Source organism: Sphingobacterium lactis (assembly GCF_011046555.1).
Classification (GTDB): domain Bacteria; phylum Bacteroidota; class Bacteroidia; order Sphingobacteriales; family Sphingobacteriaceae; genus Sphingobacterium; species Sphingobacterium lactis.
Map to the genome: position 1 here is coordinate 1965353 of NZ_CP049246.1, position 16822 is coordinate 1982174.

General features: G+C 45.4%; 18 protein-coding genes. 10 read left to right on the forward strand and 8 right to left on the reverse strand.

What is annotated here, in order from left to right:
• Window positions 1–57: 57 nt before the first annotated feature.
• Together radC and G6N79_RS08480 are read left to right on the forward strand one after the other, a co-directional pair.
• Window positions 58–744, forward strand: coding sequence for a RadC family protein (radC, locus tag G6N79_RS08475; RefSeq protein WP_103907507.1), 687 nt, complete (start codon window positions 58–60; stop codon window positions 742–744).
• Window positions 745–821: 77 nt separating this feature from the next.
• Entirely contained in the window at window positions 822–1535 is a 714-nt protein-coding gene (locus G6N79_RS08480; protein WP_103907508.1) for a pirin family protein, read from the forward strand.
• A gap of 83 nt (window positions 1536–1618) precedes the next feature.
• Here G6N79_RS08480 and G6N79_RS08485 read toward each other — a convergent pair whose 3' ends face one another.
• The gene (locus tag G6N79_RS08485; RefSeq protein ID WP_103907526.1) at window positions 1619–2038 is read right to left on the reverse strand and encodes a hypothetical protein; all 420 of its coding nucleotides are present in this window, start codon (window positions 2036–2038) and stop codon (window positions 1619–1621) included.
• 166 nt (window positions 2039–2204) lie between these two features.
• On the opposite strand from G6N79_RS08485, the gene ssb reads away from it, so the two are divergent.
• Window positions 2205–2564, forward strand: a complete 360-nt coding sequence (gene ssb, locus G6N79_RS08490; RefSeq protein ID WP_103907509.1) for a single-stranded DNA-binding protein — start codon at window positions 2205–2207, stop codon at window positions 2562–2564.
• Between the two features lie 96 nt (window positions 2565–2660).
• Here the strand turns inward: ssb and G6N79_RS08495 are convergent, their stop codons facing one another.
• The gene (locus G6N79_RS08495) at window positions 2661–4073 is read right to left on the reverse strand and encodes an alkaline phosphatase (RefSeq protein WP_103907510.1); all 1413 of its coding nucleotides are present in this window, start codon (window positions 4071–4073) and stop codon (window positions 2661–2663) included.
• A gap of 128 nt (window positions 4074–4201) precedes the next feature.
• Between G6N79_RS08495 and G6N79_RS08500 the strand changes: the two genes are divergently transcribed.
• Both G6N79_RS08500 and G6N79_RS08505 read left to right on the forward strand, forming a co-directional pair.
• A complete protein-coding gene (locus tag G6N79_RS08500) occupies window positions 4202–5518 on the forward strand; it encodes an OmpA family protein (protein WP_103907511.1) in 1317 nt (438 codons plus the stop codon).
• A 162-nt stretch (window positions 5519–5680) separates the two neighbouring features.
• Window positions 5681–5989 carry a hypothetical protein gene (locus G6N79_RS08505; protein WP_103907512.1) on the forward strand — a complete coding sequence of 103 codons (309 nt, stop codon included), beginning with the start codon at window positions 5681–5683 and terminating at the stop codon, window positions 5987–5989.
• 11 nt (window positions 5990–6000) lie between these two features.
• Here the strand turns inward: G6N79_RS08505 and G6N79_RS08510 are convergent, their stop codons facing one another.
• The gene (locus G6N79_RS08510; protein ID WP_103907513.1) at window positions 6001–6537 is read right to left on the reverse strand and encodes a lipocalin family protein; all 537 of its coding nucleotides are present in this window, start codon (window positions 6535–6537) and stop codon (window positions 6001–6003) included.
• A gap of 79 nt (window positions 6538–6616) precedes the next feature.
• Between G6N79_RS08510 and G6N79_RS08515 the strand changes: the two genes are divergently transcribed.
• On the forward strand, window positions 6617–7081 hold the full coding sequence (locus tag G6N79_RS08515; RefSeq protein ID WP_234993258.1) for a DUF4268 domain-containing protein: 465 nt from the start codon (window positions 6617–6619) through the stop codon (window positions 7079–7081).
• 5 nt (window positions 7082–7086) lie between these two features.
• Window positions 7087–7878, forward strand: a complete 792-nt coding sequence (locus G6N79_RS08520; RefSeq protein WP_103907514.1) for a S1/P1 nuclease — start codon at window positions 7087–7089, stop codon at window positions 7876–7878.
• A gap of 74 nt (window positions 7879–7952) precedes the next feature.
• On the opposite strand, the gene G6N79_RS08525 is transcribed toward G6N79_RS08520, so the two are convergent.
• The gene (locus G6N79_RS08525; RefSeq protein ID WP_103907515.1) at window positions 7953–8321 is read right to left on the reverse strand and encodes a hypothetical protein; all 369 of its coding nucleotides are present in this window, start codon (window positions 8319–8321) and stop codon (window positions 7953–7955) included.
• Window positions 8311–8958 (reverse strand): SprT family zinc-dependent metalloprotease, encoded by a 648-nt coding sequence (locus G6N79_RS08530; RefSeq protein WP_103907516.1) that lies wholly within the window; start codon window positions 8956–8958, stop codon window positions 8311–8313. Before G6N79_RS08530 ends, G6N79_RS08525 begins: the two co-directional genes overlap by 11 nt.
• Before the next feature lie 140 nt (window positions 8959–9098).
• Here G6N79_RS08530 and G6N79_RS08535 point away from each other — a divergent pair, with 140 nt between their 5' ends.
• Entirely contained in the window at window positions 9099–11102 is a 2004-nt protein-coding gene (locus G6N79_RS08535) for a M13 family metallopeptidase (protein ID WP_103907517.1), read from the forward strand.
• A 71-nt stretch (window positions 11103–11173) separates the two neighbouring features.
• Here the strand turns inward: G6N79_RS08535 and G6N79_RS08540 are convergent, their stop codons facing one another.
• Complete coding sequence (locus G6N79_RS08540) at window positions 11174–11506, reverse strand: YegP family protein (protein ID WP_103907518.1); 333 nt, start codon at window positions 11504–11506, stop codon at window positions 11174–11176.
• A gap of 78 nt (window positions 11507–11584) precedes the next feature.
• Window positions 11585–11965, reverse strand: a complete 381-nt coding sequence (locus G6N79_RS08545; protein WP_103907528.1) for a YchJ family protein — start codon at window positions 11963–11965, stop codon at window positions 11585–11587.
• Between the two features lie 164 nt (window positions 11966–12129).
• Between G6N79_RS08545 and G6N79_RS08550 the strand changes: the two genes are divergently transcribed.
• Together G6N79_RS08550 and G6N79_RS08555 are read left to right on the forward strand one after the other, a co-directional pair.
• Window positions 12130–12654, forward strand: coding sequence for a lipocalin-like domain-containing protein (locus tag G6N79_RS08550; RefSeq protein ID WP_103907519.1), 525 nt, complete (start codon window positions 12130–12132; stop codon window positions 12652–12654).
• A 92-nt stretch (window positions 12655–12746) separates the two neighbouring features.
• A complete protein-coding gene (locus tag G6N79_RS08555) occupies window positions 12747–14657 on the forward strand; it encodes an amidophosphoribosyltransferase (RefSeq protein ID WP_103907520.1) in 1911 nt (636 codons plus the stop codon).
• 1262 nt (window positions 14658–15919) lie between these two features.
• On the opposite strand, the gene G6N79_RS08560 is transcribed toward G6N79_RS08555, so the two are convergent.
• Window positions 15920–16801 (reverse strand): IS3 family transposase, encoded by an 882-nt coding sequence (locus tag G6N79_RS08560; protein WP_164527198.1) that lies wholly within the window; start codon window positions 16799–16801, stop codon window positions 15920–15922.
• Window positions 16802–16822 lie beyond the last annotated feature (21 nt).

Here is a 16822-nt window from a genome sequence, read left to right on the forward strand (position 1 = left end):
TTTGTGTGATATTCTTTAATTTTACTTTCAGGTAATTTATTTTCTAATCATGTTGTTTTGTCACATCAGATAATCCGGGAATGGTCGCTGTCGGATCGGCCAAGGGAGAAGCTTCTGGAACAGGGCCGGCGCGCATTAACGGATGCGGAGCTGTTGGCCATCCTGATAGGTTCTGGCACCAATAAAGAAACCGCGGTGGATCTTTGTCGGCGGATACTGGCGAGTGTGGAATATGACTTATTCCGGCTTTCCCGGTTGGAGGTATCGGAACTGATGGAATTTAAGGGAATAGGTTCGGCAAAGGCCATCACGATCGTTGCAGCTCTGGAATTGGGCCGGCGCCGCCAGGAGACCGATGCGGCAGAGCGGGCCCAATTGAATTCCTCGTCGAAAGCTTATCAATTCCTCCGGTACAAACTCCAGGATCTTGGCCACGAGGAATTTTGGGTAGTCTATCTGAATACCGGGTGTAAGGTTTTGCAGACCCAGTTTATCGGCAAGGGTGGGGCGGATTTTACACCTGTTGATGTCCGTATGATCTTGAAAGCCGCACTCCTGTGCAATGCCACCTCACTTATCCTTTTCCACAATCACCCTGCTGGGACATTGAAACCCAGTGAGGCTGATAAGAAAATTACCAAGAAGATCAAATCTGCAGCTGAATTCATGGAATTGAAGGTCCATGACCATATCATCATCTCCGACACCGGATACTTCAGTTTCCGAGATGAAGACCTGCTGTGATTTCTTATCCTATATCAAGAGGGATATAAACCCAAACCCGCATTTTTGTGTTATACTAAGGAAAGGACAAAATAGACATGGCAAAATTTATCTATCATCCAGCTGATACCCGAGGACATGCGGACCACGGTTGGTTAAAATCAAATCATACTTTCAGCTTTGCAGGTTATATGAATGCAGAGCGCATGAATTTTGGCGCACTGCGCGTTCTGAATGACGATTTCGTGGCGCCCGGAATGGGCTTCGGTCGGCACCCGCACAGCAACATGGAAATCATCAGTATTCCCCTTGAAGGTGAGTTGGCCCACAACGATAGCATGGGTACCGGTTCGGTAATCAAAAAGGGCGATATCCAGGTCATGAGCGCCGGAACGGGAATAGAACATAGCGAGTACAACCACAGCGAATCCGAACCGGTTAAATTCTTGCAGATCTGGGTAATTCCGGATAAACAGGATGTAGAACCCCGGTATGATCAACAAACCATAGATTACGATGCAGCAAAGAATAATTTCCTGCAAATATTATCTCCAGATGCTGATGATGCTGGGGTATGGATCCATCAACATGCTTGGTTCCATATTGCCGATTTCGATGCGGGAAATGCCCGTCAGTATGTGATGAAAGACGCTGAAAATGGATTGTATATCTTTGTGCTGAATGGTGAATTGGATGTGGAGGGGCAGAAGTTGAATACCCGTGATGGCCTTGGTGTACTTGGGGCGCATGATATCAAGATCAAAGCAGATACACACGCGGAATTCCTACTAATGGAAGTGCCTGTACGCTAAGGGAAATTTACGATAATTTACAAGATAATATATAAAAGGAAGGCTGTAAGCCTTCCTTTTCCTTTTTTAAGCATACCAACTTATCAATGAGGTTCCTGTTCGCCATTTTTTTCGATGGCGATGTTCTTTTCTTTTGGCTGTTCCTTTTTATCCTTGCTCTTGACAATCAGAAAGAGGTCCTCCTCAATCTCTAAAAAACCATACTCATAGCAGAAGGTATAATCATGCCCTTTGGCCGTCGTCAGGTTATGGGTATGGTATTGAAAAGAATAGCCAAATTTCATCAGTTTGTGCCTTTTTACCTTGGTCATCTTTTCTTCTCCTAACAATTCTTGGAGAATGCGTCTATTCCTGCGGAGATGATTGTTGATATCCCGCAGGATATTGTAATTGGTGCTGTTCAACTTGTTGTTGTAGGCATTGCGGCAGCTGTCATTACAGAATTTCTTATCCGACCTGCCATAGATAGGCTCTGTGCATTCAATACATCTTTTTCTGTCCATCTTTTTGATGTTAACCAATTTTAATTGTTTAGAAACGATTGTAGTCGAAAGTAAATATTTTATACCCGACTACGATTTTCTTTGATACCGAAATTTGAATCGGTTAAATAAAGAAACTCTAATATAGTTTTTAGAAAAATATTATCAAATAAATAAATATAAACTTATGGCAACTTTCAAGAATTCAGTACAATTATTAGGTAGATTAGGTGCGGATGCGGTAATTCGGACCTCCGTAAACGGTTCGAATTATTGCATGGTCAATCTGGCGACAAATATTTCGCGCAAAAAAGGGAATGGTGAACAGTTGCAGGTTACCCATTGGCATACCATTACCATTTGGGGTCCCCTTTGTGAGGAAATGCGTAAATACGGAACCAAGGGAAGTCTCTGGTTGATCCAAGGGATATTAACGAATCGCAAATATGAGGATCGGGAGGGAGAGACGAAATACAAATGTGAGGTCCGCGCGGATATGCTGATGTATCTAGCACCGGCAAGTGTTGGTAATCAGGCCACAGTGTGATCGCATGGGTGCAAAAAAAGTCGGCTTGGAGATTTATGGCCTCCAAGCCGACTTCTTTATGCTTTAATTAGCGTATTGACTAGATAGCCTTACGTCTTATGGTAGCTGCCATCCAGCGATAGTGGAAACCGTTTTCGGGATGTCTGTATTATCCATTTTCTTGTGGAATTGTTCAGCACCGACGCCAATCGCAAAAACGGGAATATACGCCGCTGAGTGGTTTGAAGATGCAAAGCTCATGGAAGATGCTTTATTCACGGCCTTAACCGCAAGTGCAGCGATCTTATCGTTTACTGCATACATACTTTTGCTGGTTTCGTTCTTGTGCTCAACAAAGCTCTTGTGGTATGCTTCCTGTAAATCCTCTTCATCATCTTCGGAAATTTTGATGGATTTCCAAAGACCCAAATGTTCACCCAGGAAGTTTTTCAACTGATCCCAGCTTGCATTTTCATTCTTGCTGCGGAATTCATTGATCAATACCGTCAACTGCTCTTGCGATACCTTTTGGTTCTGCAGGTTTTTTAGACGTAAGGTCGAGCTGCCATTACCCACGGCCATTCCACCAGTTTCATGATCCGCCGTAACAATGATCAGTGTTTCTTCAGGATGTTTCTTGTAGAATTCATAAGCTTTCTCCACGGATCTATTGAAGTCCAAAACTTCTTGGATTGAAGTCGCACCATCATTGGCATGACATGCCCAGTCGATCTTTCCGCCTTCTACCATCAGGAAGAAGCCTTGATCACCTTTGCTCAATGATTCAATCGCTGCAGATGTGATCTCTGCAAGGTTCAAATCACCTGGCTTTTGGTCGATGGCATATTTTAAGGATACAGGGTCAGTTCCTTTTTTGTTCATCAAAATCAGCTTCTGTGCGCTCGATTTTGCTTTGTTGTATTCATCCAGTCCATACACCAATTTGTAACCTGCTTTTTCCAGCTGTGGGAAAAGTGGCGCTACTTCTTCTTTCTTGGCATTGGTGTTCGGTTTTAGAAAACCAGATCCCGCGAAGAAATCAAAGTTGGACTTGATGATGTCCTGACCGATCTCATAGTACATGTCACGATCGGGTTGCGTTGCATAGAAAGATGCTGGTGTAGCATGGTCAATACTTACACTGGTCGTAATGCCGACTTTCATTCCTTTTTCTTTCGCCAGGTAGGCAATGCTCTTATATGGCTTTACGCCTGCACTATCCATAGCGATCACACCGTTTTTAGTTTTGTGACCTACCGCCAGGGCCGTACCACCAGCACCTGAATCGGTAACTCCATGCGATAGGGAATGCGAAGTAGCAAATGTAGCATACGGGAATTGACTGAAAACAGTAGGGTAGAATGTATTCTTATTGTCCAGGGATGCTTGGTAAAGTTCAGCGGAATGTACTTGGGCAAGCCCCATACCATCACCGATCATAAAGAAAATGTATTTCGGTTGTTTCTGCGCGGAGGCCGTTCCAACGAAAATAAAAAAGGCAATGATTAATTTGAAAATATTTGATTTCATGCGAATGTATTTAGTTCGATTACAAAAATAGTCTTCTCGTATTAAGATAATGTTAATTATAAATTCTGGCGAGTTGCAAACAAAATGTTACAGTAGGTGTTGTCTAATGTAAACTATAAACAAAAGTTATGGAAAATAATTTATTAGATCTTGCCCGTTCATATTTCAACGAGCAAACATTTAGTCATCTAGCCGGTCAGGAGAACCTGTCCAATGACGAAGTGAGAAGAGGTATTGACACTGTTTTACCGACCTTATTCTTAGGTTTTCAGCGTCACTCGGGCGGTGGGTTAAAGAATATTTTGGATACATTGCGGTCCAGGTTTTCAGGTTTTAACTTTTCGGATGTGACCCGTTTCAGTCCTCCTGAGCAAGCAGTTCCTCAGGATGGTGATAACACACGTTCGGTTTTGAGTTCGTTATTCGGCGGTTCGTTCGATCAGATCATCCCGAATACGGCAAGTTTCTTGGGTATCAATACCAACAGCTTGATCCGTCTGTTTTCGGCAGGATTGCCAGCGGTAGTTGGTGCATTGACAAGTAATGGACAGCGTTGGGATACAACTTCCATCGAAGCTGACCTGAACAACAACCGGTCGAATTTCCTAAAGGCACTTCCTGCGGGATTACCGTTGAATATGCTTTCGGATGATCCGACTTTGGGTCGTGTGGAACCAATTGTTGATCCAGTTAGGGATGTGGTTGTGGAAGATCCGATCGTGCCTACAACGGCGCACGTAGATCCTAGACCTACACGCGAACCTGTACAGGCATTGCCGCCTGCAGAGGAAAGGAAAAAAGGAGCAGGCCTATGGTGGCTATTGATCCCGATTATCCTATTGTTGTTGTGGTTCTTCTTCGGAAAAGGATGTAACCGCGAAGATGCAGCCTTGACAGATTCTACCAGTGTGGACACCATGATTACCGATACGGTGGTATCAACAGTACCTGTTACACCTGCGGACACGATCGTACGCGAGAGCATTATGGTAACTCTACCGAATGATGTAACGATCAATGCCTACAAAGGTGGTATCGAAGATCAATTGGTACAGTTCCTAAACTCCGATTACAAAACACTTTCCGATGAGGAACTTAAAGATCGTTGGTTCGATTTCGATAACTTAAACTTCGAATTGGGTACGGCGAACATCCTACCGGAAAGCCAAGTGCAATTGGATAACCTCGTAGCGATCCTGAATGCATTCCCGGATGCAAAAGTGAAAGTTGGTGGTTATACCGATAAAACTGGTGATGAAGCCATCAATAAAAAACTATCCAACGATAGAGCAATGGCTGTAAAGAATGCTTTTGATACCAAAGGTGTTGGCGATCGCGTAATTGCTACAGAAGGCTATGGTTCTCAATTTGCTGAGTTCCCTGCTGAAGCTCCTGAATCTGACCGTGTGAAAGACAGAAGGGTAGCAATCAGTGTAAGAAAATAATAATTCCATTATCTCTATAACTGAATTATCGCAGCACTCTGCTGCATAAATGGAAAGAGCTTCACCTAGGTGGAGCTCTTTTTCTATGGCGCAATTCTATCTGTTAGTTAATTTTATGCCGATTATCCGCGCCATGTTGCACTAAACTCTTATTTTTGCCGCATGTTAACAAAGGAACAGCACAGTATGATCACGGGTGATTTCGAGAAATTCTTTAAATCGCTACAGGCACAGAATCAGCCATTTACATTTGAGGTATTTGGGGAGTTTGCGGCCTCAATCCTGAACTTTTATGTCGGTTCGGGCCTCATTCTTCTGGCAGATAAATTGGAAGGGGCGGAGCTGTTGGTGAAATCATTCAATGCTGGACTGGGGAATGTCATCACCTCAGCAGATCAAAAAGAGATCGCCGTGTCGGTGGCCCAAGATCCAACATTGAACTATCAGCTTATCCAATCCATCTTTGGCTAGCGCGTTCAGCGCTAAGCCTCCTGGATGGTCCAGGTCAATTTGTTGATGTCATAGCCGCAGGCCTCAGCATAAGCCAAGTAGAGTTCCTTCCGCGTCTGGGAAATGGTTTTCTCGCGAGAAAGAATCCACATATGGTCGAGGTCATCGCCGAATACCAACGCATCCTGATAGTCTTCGTCTAATCGAACGATATTGTATCCGGAATAGAAAGGGCCAAAAAATGAGACTTTGAGGGCAGCTTCATTGGGTGCCCCCAGTAACTTGGCCTTGCCGATACTGGTTTTCTGTTTTCCTGTCCGAATATGTACACCGCTATTTTCCACTTTCAGGGAGCCATCTTCGTTTTTACTGTAGGTCGCAGTGACATCCTTGAGGTCCTTCTCCCAGAAGAAATCCAATCGGGCAATCTCATACCACGTGCCGAGGTATTTTTCCAGGTCGAAATTATGGATGACTTCCACTTCGGATCGAACGGGGCGTAGGTAATTGTAGATTACCGATCCCAGGGCAACGGCAGATAAGGTTATCAGGGTTTTCTTTTTGTCCATCGTAATTATTTTATGGGAAAACAGCTTAAACCCATTAAAAGTTTAAGGAGATTCCTAGTTTTGCATTAAAATTAGAAAATTGTATTCAAGAGAAGAAGCAAAGAAGATCAAAGAATCCTTTTGGACGAGTTTCGGCCAGTATATGGCACCTGTGCCTTCTGCAGATGGCGAAAAGGTAACATGGGTCAATTACAAAACGGGGATCCGCAACCTGTATTTCCGGATGGATGCGAGCAACAAGGTTGCGCAGATCGGAATTGTCATTGCCGATTCGGACGCCGGCATTCGGGCCTTGATCTTCGAACAATTCCAGGAATATCGAACCGTGCTACATGCCGAGTTGGGGGAGGAATGGATTTGGGATGCGGAATATTACGATGAATATGGCAAGGCTACTGCCCGGATATACACCGAGATCCGCGGATCCAGTATCTTCAACCAGCAAGATTGGCCTGCGCTGATTTCCTTCTTTAAGCCACGTATCATGGCGCTGGATAGTTTCTGGTCTACGGCGCAATATGGATTTGAAATGTTTAAATATTAAAGTATATGAAAATTGTAGGTAGAGTAATGCTTTTCTTTATGTTGCTGTCGTTTAGTCAGCAGGCATTCGCATGGGGCATGACAGGGCACCGCGTGATCTCTGAAATCGCGGAGAAACACCTGAGCAGAAAAGCCAAGCGCAATATCGAACGCTTGATTGGCCATCAGAAAATTGCCTATTGGTCAAATTGGGCAGATTTTATCAAATCCTCGCCAGATACCCTGCTCCTGAAAACGGGATCGTGGCATTTCCTGAATACACTAGGCAACCTCACGCATGCACAATTCCTGGTGGAACTGCAGAATTCTCCGGAACAAAACCTTTATAAAGCTTATAAAAGAGTAAGACAGGATGTAGTCAACAAGGAGCTGACGCTGGAACAGCGCCAGCAGGCATTTTATTTTATGGTGCACCTGTTGGGTGATGCGCACCAACCGATGCACGTGAGTCGGGCAGAGGATCTTGGAGGTAACCGTATTCCTGTGACTTTCTTCGGCCGTGAGGGCAATATCCACCGCATTTGGGACAGCGACCTCGTGGATAACGAGAAATATTCCTATTCCGAATATGCACGCGTATTGGATTATGAAAAATATTTCTATAAACAGTACACCAACTCAACTTTTGAGGATTGGTTGTATGAGTCGCACCAATTGGCCAATATCATCTACGATGATGTAGCAAAGAACAATAAGCTTTCCTACGATTATATCTTCCGTTTCAAAGAGCCTATGGAAAATGCTTTGCTGAAAGCTGGGCTCCGTTTGGCAAAAGAACTGAACGAGGTATTCGGGTAGTGAACACCCATAATCCAAAAAAATATCGGGACCATTTTCGGGTCCCGCTATTTTTTTGTGCTCTAATTGTTCCTCTAATTGTTCAGCGTCCAATCGAAATAATTTCCCTTGGCGAGCATGTTCTTCCCTGCTGTCGTAAAGACAAAATCCACGTAATCGCTGCTGCAGCTTTCCGTATCGGAACAACAGTACCTGCGGTCGATGTCGAATTTCAGCCGAAAGCTACCTTTATTCTTTGCTTTATCGAACTTGAATTTTGCAACTTTCAGGTTGCCCACCTCCGGGCTACCATCTTTATTGCCCAAGGCGTCGAACACGAAATCCTTTAGTTTGTCGGTCTGCGCTGCAGGGATAAAGTCCAGGAGCGTCTGAGGTTCGATCTCCAGCGAACCGATCTGCTCTTGGGAAATGGGGATGTTGAATTCAAATTCTTTAGCTTCCATAGTTTAAATATTTTTCCAATTGCCGCCAGTCCGGGAAATGGCTGTTCCAAAATGTGCTGGTTTGCAGTGTTGGATCCACCAAATCGGTCATGGCCATGGCAACGATGTATTCGTTCAGTCGCCTGCTGAGCAGGACATTGTGCTTACTGAAAGTAAGTTGTTTAAGGTCCTGCTGCATGGTGTAGTGGCTTCTGCTCAGTTTCCGAAAGGAAACCTGAGCGACCAAAATGCCCAGCTCCTCTTCCCATGAACCCACGAGATCCAAAATCGTTTGCTCAAAGAGCTGCGACCGGATATCTTCTTCGATTTTTGATCTTTCCCTTCGCCTGAAGAGATTGGCGCCGGCAAGGATAAGTTCTTTTTTAATGAAGGGTTTCTGGTAACTGTCAGGTAGCAGTCGGACGTTATATTTCTTATCGAAAAGTTCCAAGGTGAAAAAGGATAGTCTTTCTTCGTCTTCTGTTGGATCGGCTGCCTGTTCCTTGCCGAATTGGCGGATATAGGCTTTGATTTCGTCCATGGAAATCCCTGGTTGTGCATAGATGATGTTTTTCTGGGCACCGGTGCGGGCAATGCGGATTCCGGCCTCCGATGTGCCGACCAATTCGTAATATGTGCCTTCGATTTCGATAAACATGCCTTGCAAATAAGCAAATAATTGGTGATTTATCGAAATAAGATGAATTATATAAGCATCGTTACTTCAACATTTTTTCAGAATCGTTATGTTTGTGTGAAAACTTACCGAAGTTTTTAGAACAAAATAAATGGTTTATTATGAAACAATACGTATTAGCGGCTGCATTGTTGGCTAGTTCTGTCTATGTCTTCGGGCAGGAACAACATGCAATCAACCCATCCTACATGGACAAATCTGTACGTCCTCAGGATGATTTCTACAATTACGTGAATGGTAATTGGATGAAAACTGTCGAAATTCCTTCCGACAAAGCACGTTGGGGATCCTTTGATGAGCTTCGCGAGAATACCGATGAGGCTACCCTCCAGATCTTAAAGGAATCGTTGGACACCAAGTTTGATAAGGGCACCGACGGTCAGAAGATTGCGGACCTTTACAAATCCTATGTGGATTTCGATACCCGTAATAAATTGGGCATTGCTCCAATACAGCAACAATTGCAGGATATCGATAAGATCAGCAACATGAAGGAACTGTATGATTACTTCCTGAAGTATGCGGAAATTGGCGGTAACCCATTCTTTGGTGGCTATGTCTATGCCCACATGAAGAACAGCAACATGAACGCAGTGTACCTTGGCGGTGGCGGTTTGGGTCTTGGACGTTCCTATTACCAAAAAGAGGATGCGAAGAACACCGAAACACTTGGAAACTACCAACAATACATCAATAGCCTGTACAATAAGGTAGAGCCTAAAACACGTGACCTAAAAGGTCCTAAAGTTGTCGCATTCGAGAAATTGATCGCTTCGAACCTAAAGACGGTTGAAGAGCAACGCGATGCGCAGAAACGTTACAACCCGGTTGCGGTGAATGATCTGGGTAAGATGGTTAAGAACATGGATGTGCAGAAATACCTGCAGACTATGGGTTTCAAAGCGGATACCGTGATTATCGGCGAGCTTAAATATTACCAGAACTTGGATAAGATCGTCAATCAGGAAAACTTACCTGTCATCAAGGAATACTTGAAGTTCCACATTATGGATGACGCGACAGGTTACCTAACTAAGGAATTGGATGAATTATCATTTGATTTCTATGGCAAGAAATTGAGAGGACAGAAAGAACAGCGTGCATTGGATAAACGCGGGTTGGAATTCGTGAATGGCAATGTAGGCGAGCTTTTGGGTAAATTATACGTAAAAGATAATTTCCCTGCAGAAGCGAAGGCAGCATGTGAGGAATTGGTGAAATACCTGATCAAATCATTTGATGTTCACATCAATAACCTGGCTTGGATGTCCCCAGCAACAAAAGAAAAAGCATTGGAAAAATTGTCCAAATTTACCGTGAAGATCGGATACCCGGACAAATGGAAGGATTATTCAACGCTAACTGTTGGCAACTCCCTGATCGAGAATGTGCATAACATCCAGCGTTGGAGCTTCCGTGAAAACTTGGCGAAACAAGGAAAACCAGTTGACAAGTCGGAGTGGGGTATGAGTCCACAGACCGTAAATGCTTATTACAGCCCATTGTTCAACGAGATTGTTTTCCCTGCAGCAATCTTGCAGAAGCCATTCTACGACTACAAAGCGGATCCTGCGGTTAATTTCGGTGGTATCGGTGCGGTAATCGGCCATGAGCTATCCCACGGATTTGACGATTCTGGATCACAATACGATGGAAACGGAAACCTGAACAACTGGTGGACTGCTGAGGACAAAGCGAAGTTTGAAGCAGCTGCTGATGCACTTGTTGCACAGTTCGAATCCTATGAGCCAGTACCGGGTGTATTTGTGAACGGTCGTTTTACATTGGGTGAAAACATTGGTGACCTTGGTGGTTCATCGGTGGCATTCGATGCGCTTCAGATGTACCTGAAAGATAAAGGAAATCCAGGATTGATCGATGGATATACACAAGATCAGCGCTTCTTCCTATCTTGGGCAACGATCTGGCGTACAAAGACTACGGATGAGTTCGTGGTGAACCAAGTGAAAACAGACCCGCATTCGCCGGCACAATACCGTGCAGTGGGTCCGATCATCAACTTGGACGCTTTCCACAAAGCTTTCGATACCAAAGAAGGTGATAAACTATATGTTCCTAAAGATAAACGTATCGTAATCTGGTAGGACTATTAATCCAAATAAAAAGCCGCTTTAAAATTTTTAAAGCGGCTTTTTAATTTCGTATATCTGCACGATTAAAGCGTAGTGTCGTCCACATTCGCTTCAGGAGCATTCTCCTGTACGGATTTCATTCCGTTTGTTCGTCCAGCTTCGCTCTCATACATCTCACTTGTGCCGATAATCTGGCCGTTCCCCGCTTTTAAATTGAAATAGAACTTTCCGTTCTTTGCCGTCAGCTTATCGAATCTCTTCACATCCGGCGCATTTTTCTTGACCGAAGCGATCCCGTTTTCGCAGGCCGCTTTGGTGGTGTAGCCTTCACTACTTAAGATCACTTGACCATTGGAAGCTTTCAGGTTAAATTGGAACTCGCCATTTTTCCGTAATGATATTACAAACTTTCCCATATTTAATTTTAATTAGTTTCTAATCCTAATTTACTAAAATTCAATAAATGTCACGAACCCAAGGACTTATTTTTTAATTTATTGTAGTTCTTTTCCATCGACGTAATACCAGGTGCCCTGAGTTTTCTGGAATCTGGACTTCTCGTGGTGGACAGCAGGATTGCCCTGTTGGTCGATATAATGCGCTTTAAACTCGACGGTGTTTTCCGTTGCACGGAGAATCTCCAATCCCTGCCAGTGGTTCTCCCGACTCCATTGTGCAATGGCCTTTTTGTCCTGGAATCTGCGGGTACTGGGGTGGAAGGTGTCATAAAGGAAATCGATCAGCTGCAGGGCAAATGCGGTATAGCGCGAACGCATCAAGGCTTCGGCAGAAAGGGCTGCTCGGGCATCCTGATGCACGATTTCACAGCAGGAAACATAGGGTAGGGACGATCCACATAAACAATTTGCACTCATCATCAGTCTATTAAAATTTAAACCCAAAAAATCACACGATTTGGTCTGGATGTTGTTTTCATAAAGGTACGCATGATATAATTGTCATGAAAATATCTATATAAGTATTGTTACAAACTATAATTTAAAAACAGCCGTTATAGAGGCAAACAACAAACCCCTAAATGACAACATTGAAGAATGAATTAGTTGGCACATGGCAACTACTTTCCTATATAGAAGTACCGATCAAGGGTGCTGATTCCAAATTCCCGATGGGGCAAAGCCCGAAAGGAATTCTCATTTACGGTGCAGACGGGCACATGTCTGTACAGATTTCCAACGCTGAACGTAACAAATACCAATCTGAGGACCGCTATCTCGCAAGTGGCGAAGAGATCCAAGAGCAGGTGAAGGGCTTTATCGCCTTTGCAGGGACCTATCAGATCGATAGCTCCAATGCGACCGTGCTGTACTCGATTTCTACATCGTCCTTTCCCAACTGGGAGGGACAGGTTCAGGAACGTAAATTGGACTTTGAAGGTGATATCCTCTATCTTAAATCGGTGGAGCCCATTCTTTCGGATGGGGAATACGTAAATAGTTACATGACCTGGCGCCGCGTGGAGAAGGAAGAATTCCTTTCCCGTCGCGAAAGATATCTCGAAATCACGCAATCCAGGCAGGTAAAGAGCCAGTTTGAGGACTGATGAATTTTTCAGGTTGATGGCACATTTTTTTACATTGATATGTATCGGAGTTTTTTCCAAAAATCCGTACCTTTGTGCCATCAATTCAAGCTATGAGTGACGCTATAAAACACGAGTGCGGAATCGCGCTCATCCGACTTCTAAAACCCCTCTCTTATTATCAGGAAAAATACGGCACGCCCTATTACGGGATCAATAAGTTGTACCTGCTTATGGAAAAGCAGCACAACCGTGGTCAGGATGGCGCCGGTATCGCAACGATTAAATTCGATGTGAAACCCGGAAACCGGTATATCTCCAGATATAGAGCAATGGGTTCATCCGCTGTGTCCGAGATCTTCGAATACGTTCAGAAGAAATTTGCGGCAGTAAACAAGGCGTATCCGGAGGAATCCAAAGATACCCAATGGTTGAAGGATAATGTAAGCTTTACGGGAGAGGTTCTTTTGGGACACTTGCGTTATGGCACACATGGTAAGAACAGCATCGAGAGCTGTCACCCTTTCTTAAGACAGAACAACTGGATGTCCAGAAATCTCGTTGTTGCGGGTAACTTCAACATGACCAATGTAGACGAGCTCTTGCAGCAACTGTACGATTTGGGACAGCACCCGAAAGAACAGGCCGATACGGTAACCGTATTAGAGAAAATAGGTCACTTCCTAGATGAAGAGAACCAAAAACTGTTCGACCAATTCAAACAAGAAGGATTATCCAATATCGAGATCAGTGCACAGATCGCCAAGAATCTTGATGTTGCCAAAATATTGACCCGTTCGGCGAAGACCTGGGATGGTGGTTATACCATTGCCGGTATCTTTGGCCACGGTGATGCATTCGTAATGCGTGATCCAGCAGGTATCCGCCCGGCATTCTATTACCAGGATGATGAAATCTTGGTCGTGGCATCCGAAAGACCAGTGATCCAGACAGCATTCAACGTGCCTTTGGGTTCTGTAAAGGAAATCAAACCGGGACATGCCCTGATCGCTAAAAAAGATGGAACGGTGACTGAAGAAATGTTCAGACAACCGGTGGAACAGAAATCCTGTTCTTTCGAACGCATCTATTTCTCACGTGGTTCCGATGCGGATATCTATCAGGAACGTAAGGCCCTAGGTAAATTATTGATCCCACAGGTGCTGAAGAGCATCGATAAGGATATCAAGAACACCGTGTTCTCCTTTATCCCGAATACGGCAGAAGTGTCCTACTACGGAATGATGGACGGGGTGAACGAATATGTACGTGCCTGCCAGAAAGATGCGCTCTTGAACCGTGCAGATAAGATTTCCGATGAGGAATTGAACGATGTATTGGAGATGAGACCGCGCTTCGAGAAATTGAACGTGAAAGATGCGAAACTGCGTACCTTTATTACGCAGGATGCAGACCGTCAGGATATGGTGCAGCATGTGTACGACACGACTTACGGTATTGTGCGTGACCATGAAGACACAATCGTCGCAATTGACGACTCCATCGTTCGCGGAACGACCCTAAAACAAAGTATCCTGACCATTCTGGATCGCCTGAATCCGAAGAAGATCGTAATTGTCTCTTCGGCTCCACAGATTCGCTATCCGGATTGTTACGGTATCGATATGTCAAGAATGAGCGAGTTCGTAGCCTTTGAAGCCGCAATTTCCCTATTGCGCAAAAACGGACTGGCACACGTTATCGACGAGGTCTATCAGAAATGTTTGGCATCGGTTACCTTGCCAAGCGAACAGGTAGAAAACTACGTGAAGGCCATTTATGAACCGTTCACCGATGACCAGATTTCGCAGGAAATCGGTAGGATCATCAAACCGCACCACCTGAAAGCTGATGTGGATGTGATCTTCCAGACCCTGGATAACCTGCACATCGCCTGCCCGAACCACAAAGGTGATTGGTATTTCTCAGGAGATTACCCAACCCCGGGAGGAAACAAGGTCGTAAACAGAGCTTACATGAACTGGATGGAAGGAAAGAACGTAAGAGCTTACTTCTCGTCTTAAGACAAGCGTCCAGCTTAATATATTTTCGGAAGCCCCGTTCCAGCTTGTTTGGCAAGCTGAAACGGGGCTTCGGTTTTTGGAGGGATTTTTTGTGCCCTGGATGGGACCCTCACGCTGGCGCACGAGTTGTGGGGGAGGGATGTGCGGTGGATCTCTTGTGCCTTGGATGGAACCCTCACGCTGGCGCAAGAGTTGTGCGGCAGGCATGTGCGGAGGATCTCGTGTGCCTTTGGCATGCGCCAGCATTCCCCCCAAAAATCTCTCCCTTATTTCATGTGCACAACGCTGGCGCAAGAGTTGTGCGGCAGGGTTGTGCGGAGGATCTCTTGTGCCTTGGACCGTGACATTTGGCTTTCCATCAGCTTTTGATTGCATATTCCATAACCAAACGCTTTGTGAATTAAATATTTTACCCGTCATACAACCTCGTTAGAGGTGTAACTATTTTAGCAAGCTATTCCAGTCCGTATGCAACCCCAGAGGGGTGTAACTATGAATGGCATATAAAAAATAGCCAGAACGCCCAAGATTTCGATTTGCTAAAGCAAACGAAATCTTGGGCGTTCTGGTTTTGATGGTTTGTAGCGGTGTTTCTAAAATAGTTACACCCCTCCGGGGTTGGCATGTGCGCTATCCCAACAGGTCGTTATATTTGCTTCCGAAATGTGGTAAAGGAACTGTAAAATGTTTTTGTGCCTACGGCATGTTTAGGCACAAGTCCGCCACTACACAAGCCCACTACAAGAGACTTGCGCCAGCGTGCGAATTGACGCGATTAGGAGAGATTTTGAGAGGGAATGGGCGCGCTCTGCGCGCCCATTCCCTCTCAAAATCTCTCCCATATTTCAACCGCCCAATGCTGGCGCAAGAGTTGTGCGGCAGGGCTACGCGCTGGATCTCTTGTGCCTTTGGCATGCGCCAGCATTCCCTCCCAAAATCTCTCCCTTATTTCATGTGCACAACGCTGGCGCAAGAGTTGTGCGGCAGGGTTGTGCGGAGGATCTCTTGCGCTCAAGGCATGCGTCAGCACCCATATCACTCACGCTAATCCCTAAACCCAACCTTGTCTGACTTCCGTCCGAGGTGCGACCGTGGTTTAACCGTGGTGGATACGTGCTATAGGCACGCTCTCACCACGCTCTCAGTACGCTCTCACCACGCTCTCACCTCGGACAAGGTCTGTCTTGTCCTTATATAGCTATACAAATTATTGGATTAATTCTGAATTGATTATACAGGCAAATTTGGTAATACTATATGTACTATACAAACTCTTTCTGCACTATTGGATATTTTTTCGGTCTCCATCTCTTTCTCAGCGCACCTGACCTCATATGTGCCTGTTCAGGTGTGAGGTAATCACAGCTCGCGTGGGGCCTTAGGTTGTTGTATACCCTGATGTTCTCCCTGATCTTTCTTGTGGTCTCCCTCAGGCCACTCTGTGATGCGTAGAGGTCAAACTCCGCCTTCAGTATGCCGTTCACCCGTTCGGCTATCGCATTCTCATAGGGATCCCCGTTCTCGGTCATGCTGACCCCGATCCCGTTGGTGCGTAGGATATCCACATAGCCTTTGCTACAGTACTGCGAACCCCGATCGGAGTGGTGTATGAGTCCCTTTCCCGGATACTGCCTCTGCTGCAGTGCCATCTGCAGGGCATCGATACATCCCTGTGCCGAGAGGTCGCCCCTGAACGCCCAGCCCACTATCTTTCTGGAATAGGCATCGGTGACCAGGCTCAGATATCCCCAGCGCCGGTTGAGCTGTACATAGGTGATGTCGCTTACCCAGACCTGCTCGGGGCGCTCGACCGCAAGTTCCTTTATCAGGTTTCTGTACTTCTTCATCCAGTGCCGCGAATCGGTGGTGACCGCCTTCCTCTTCCTGACCCTGATCTGTAGGGAATGCTCCCTCATCAGGGCGAAGAGATAGTCGCGGCCGATCCTGATCCCATGTTCCTGCAGGGGGCCGGCGAGCATATGGAGCAGCTTCCGGGTACCGATCCTCTTCTGTTCGCTGCGTATCCGCAGCACGTGCTGCAGGATGATCTCGTCCTTCAGTCCGACATCCTGCACCCGCCACTGGCGGTCATAGTACGCATGCCTTGTTCTGCCAAACAGTCCGCAGATCAAACGGATCCCCATTGCTGGGGATTCCTGTTTGAT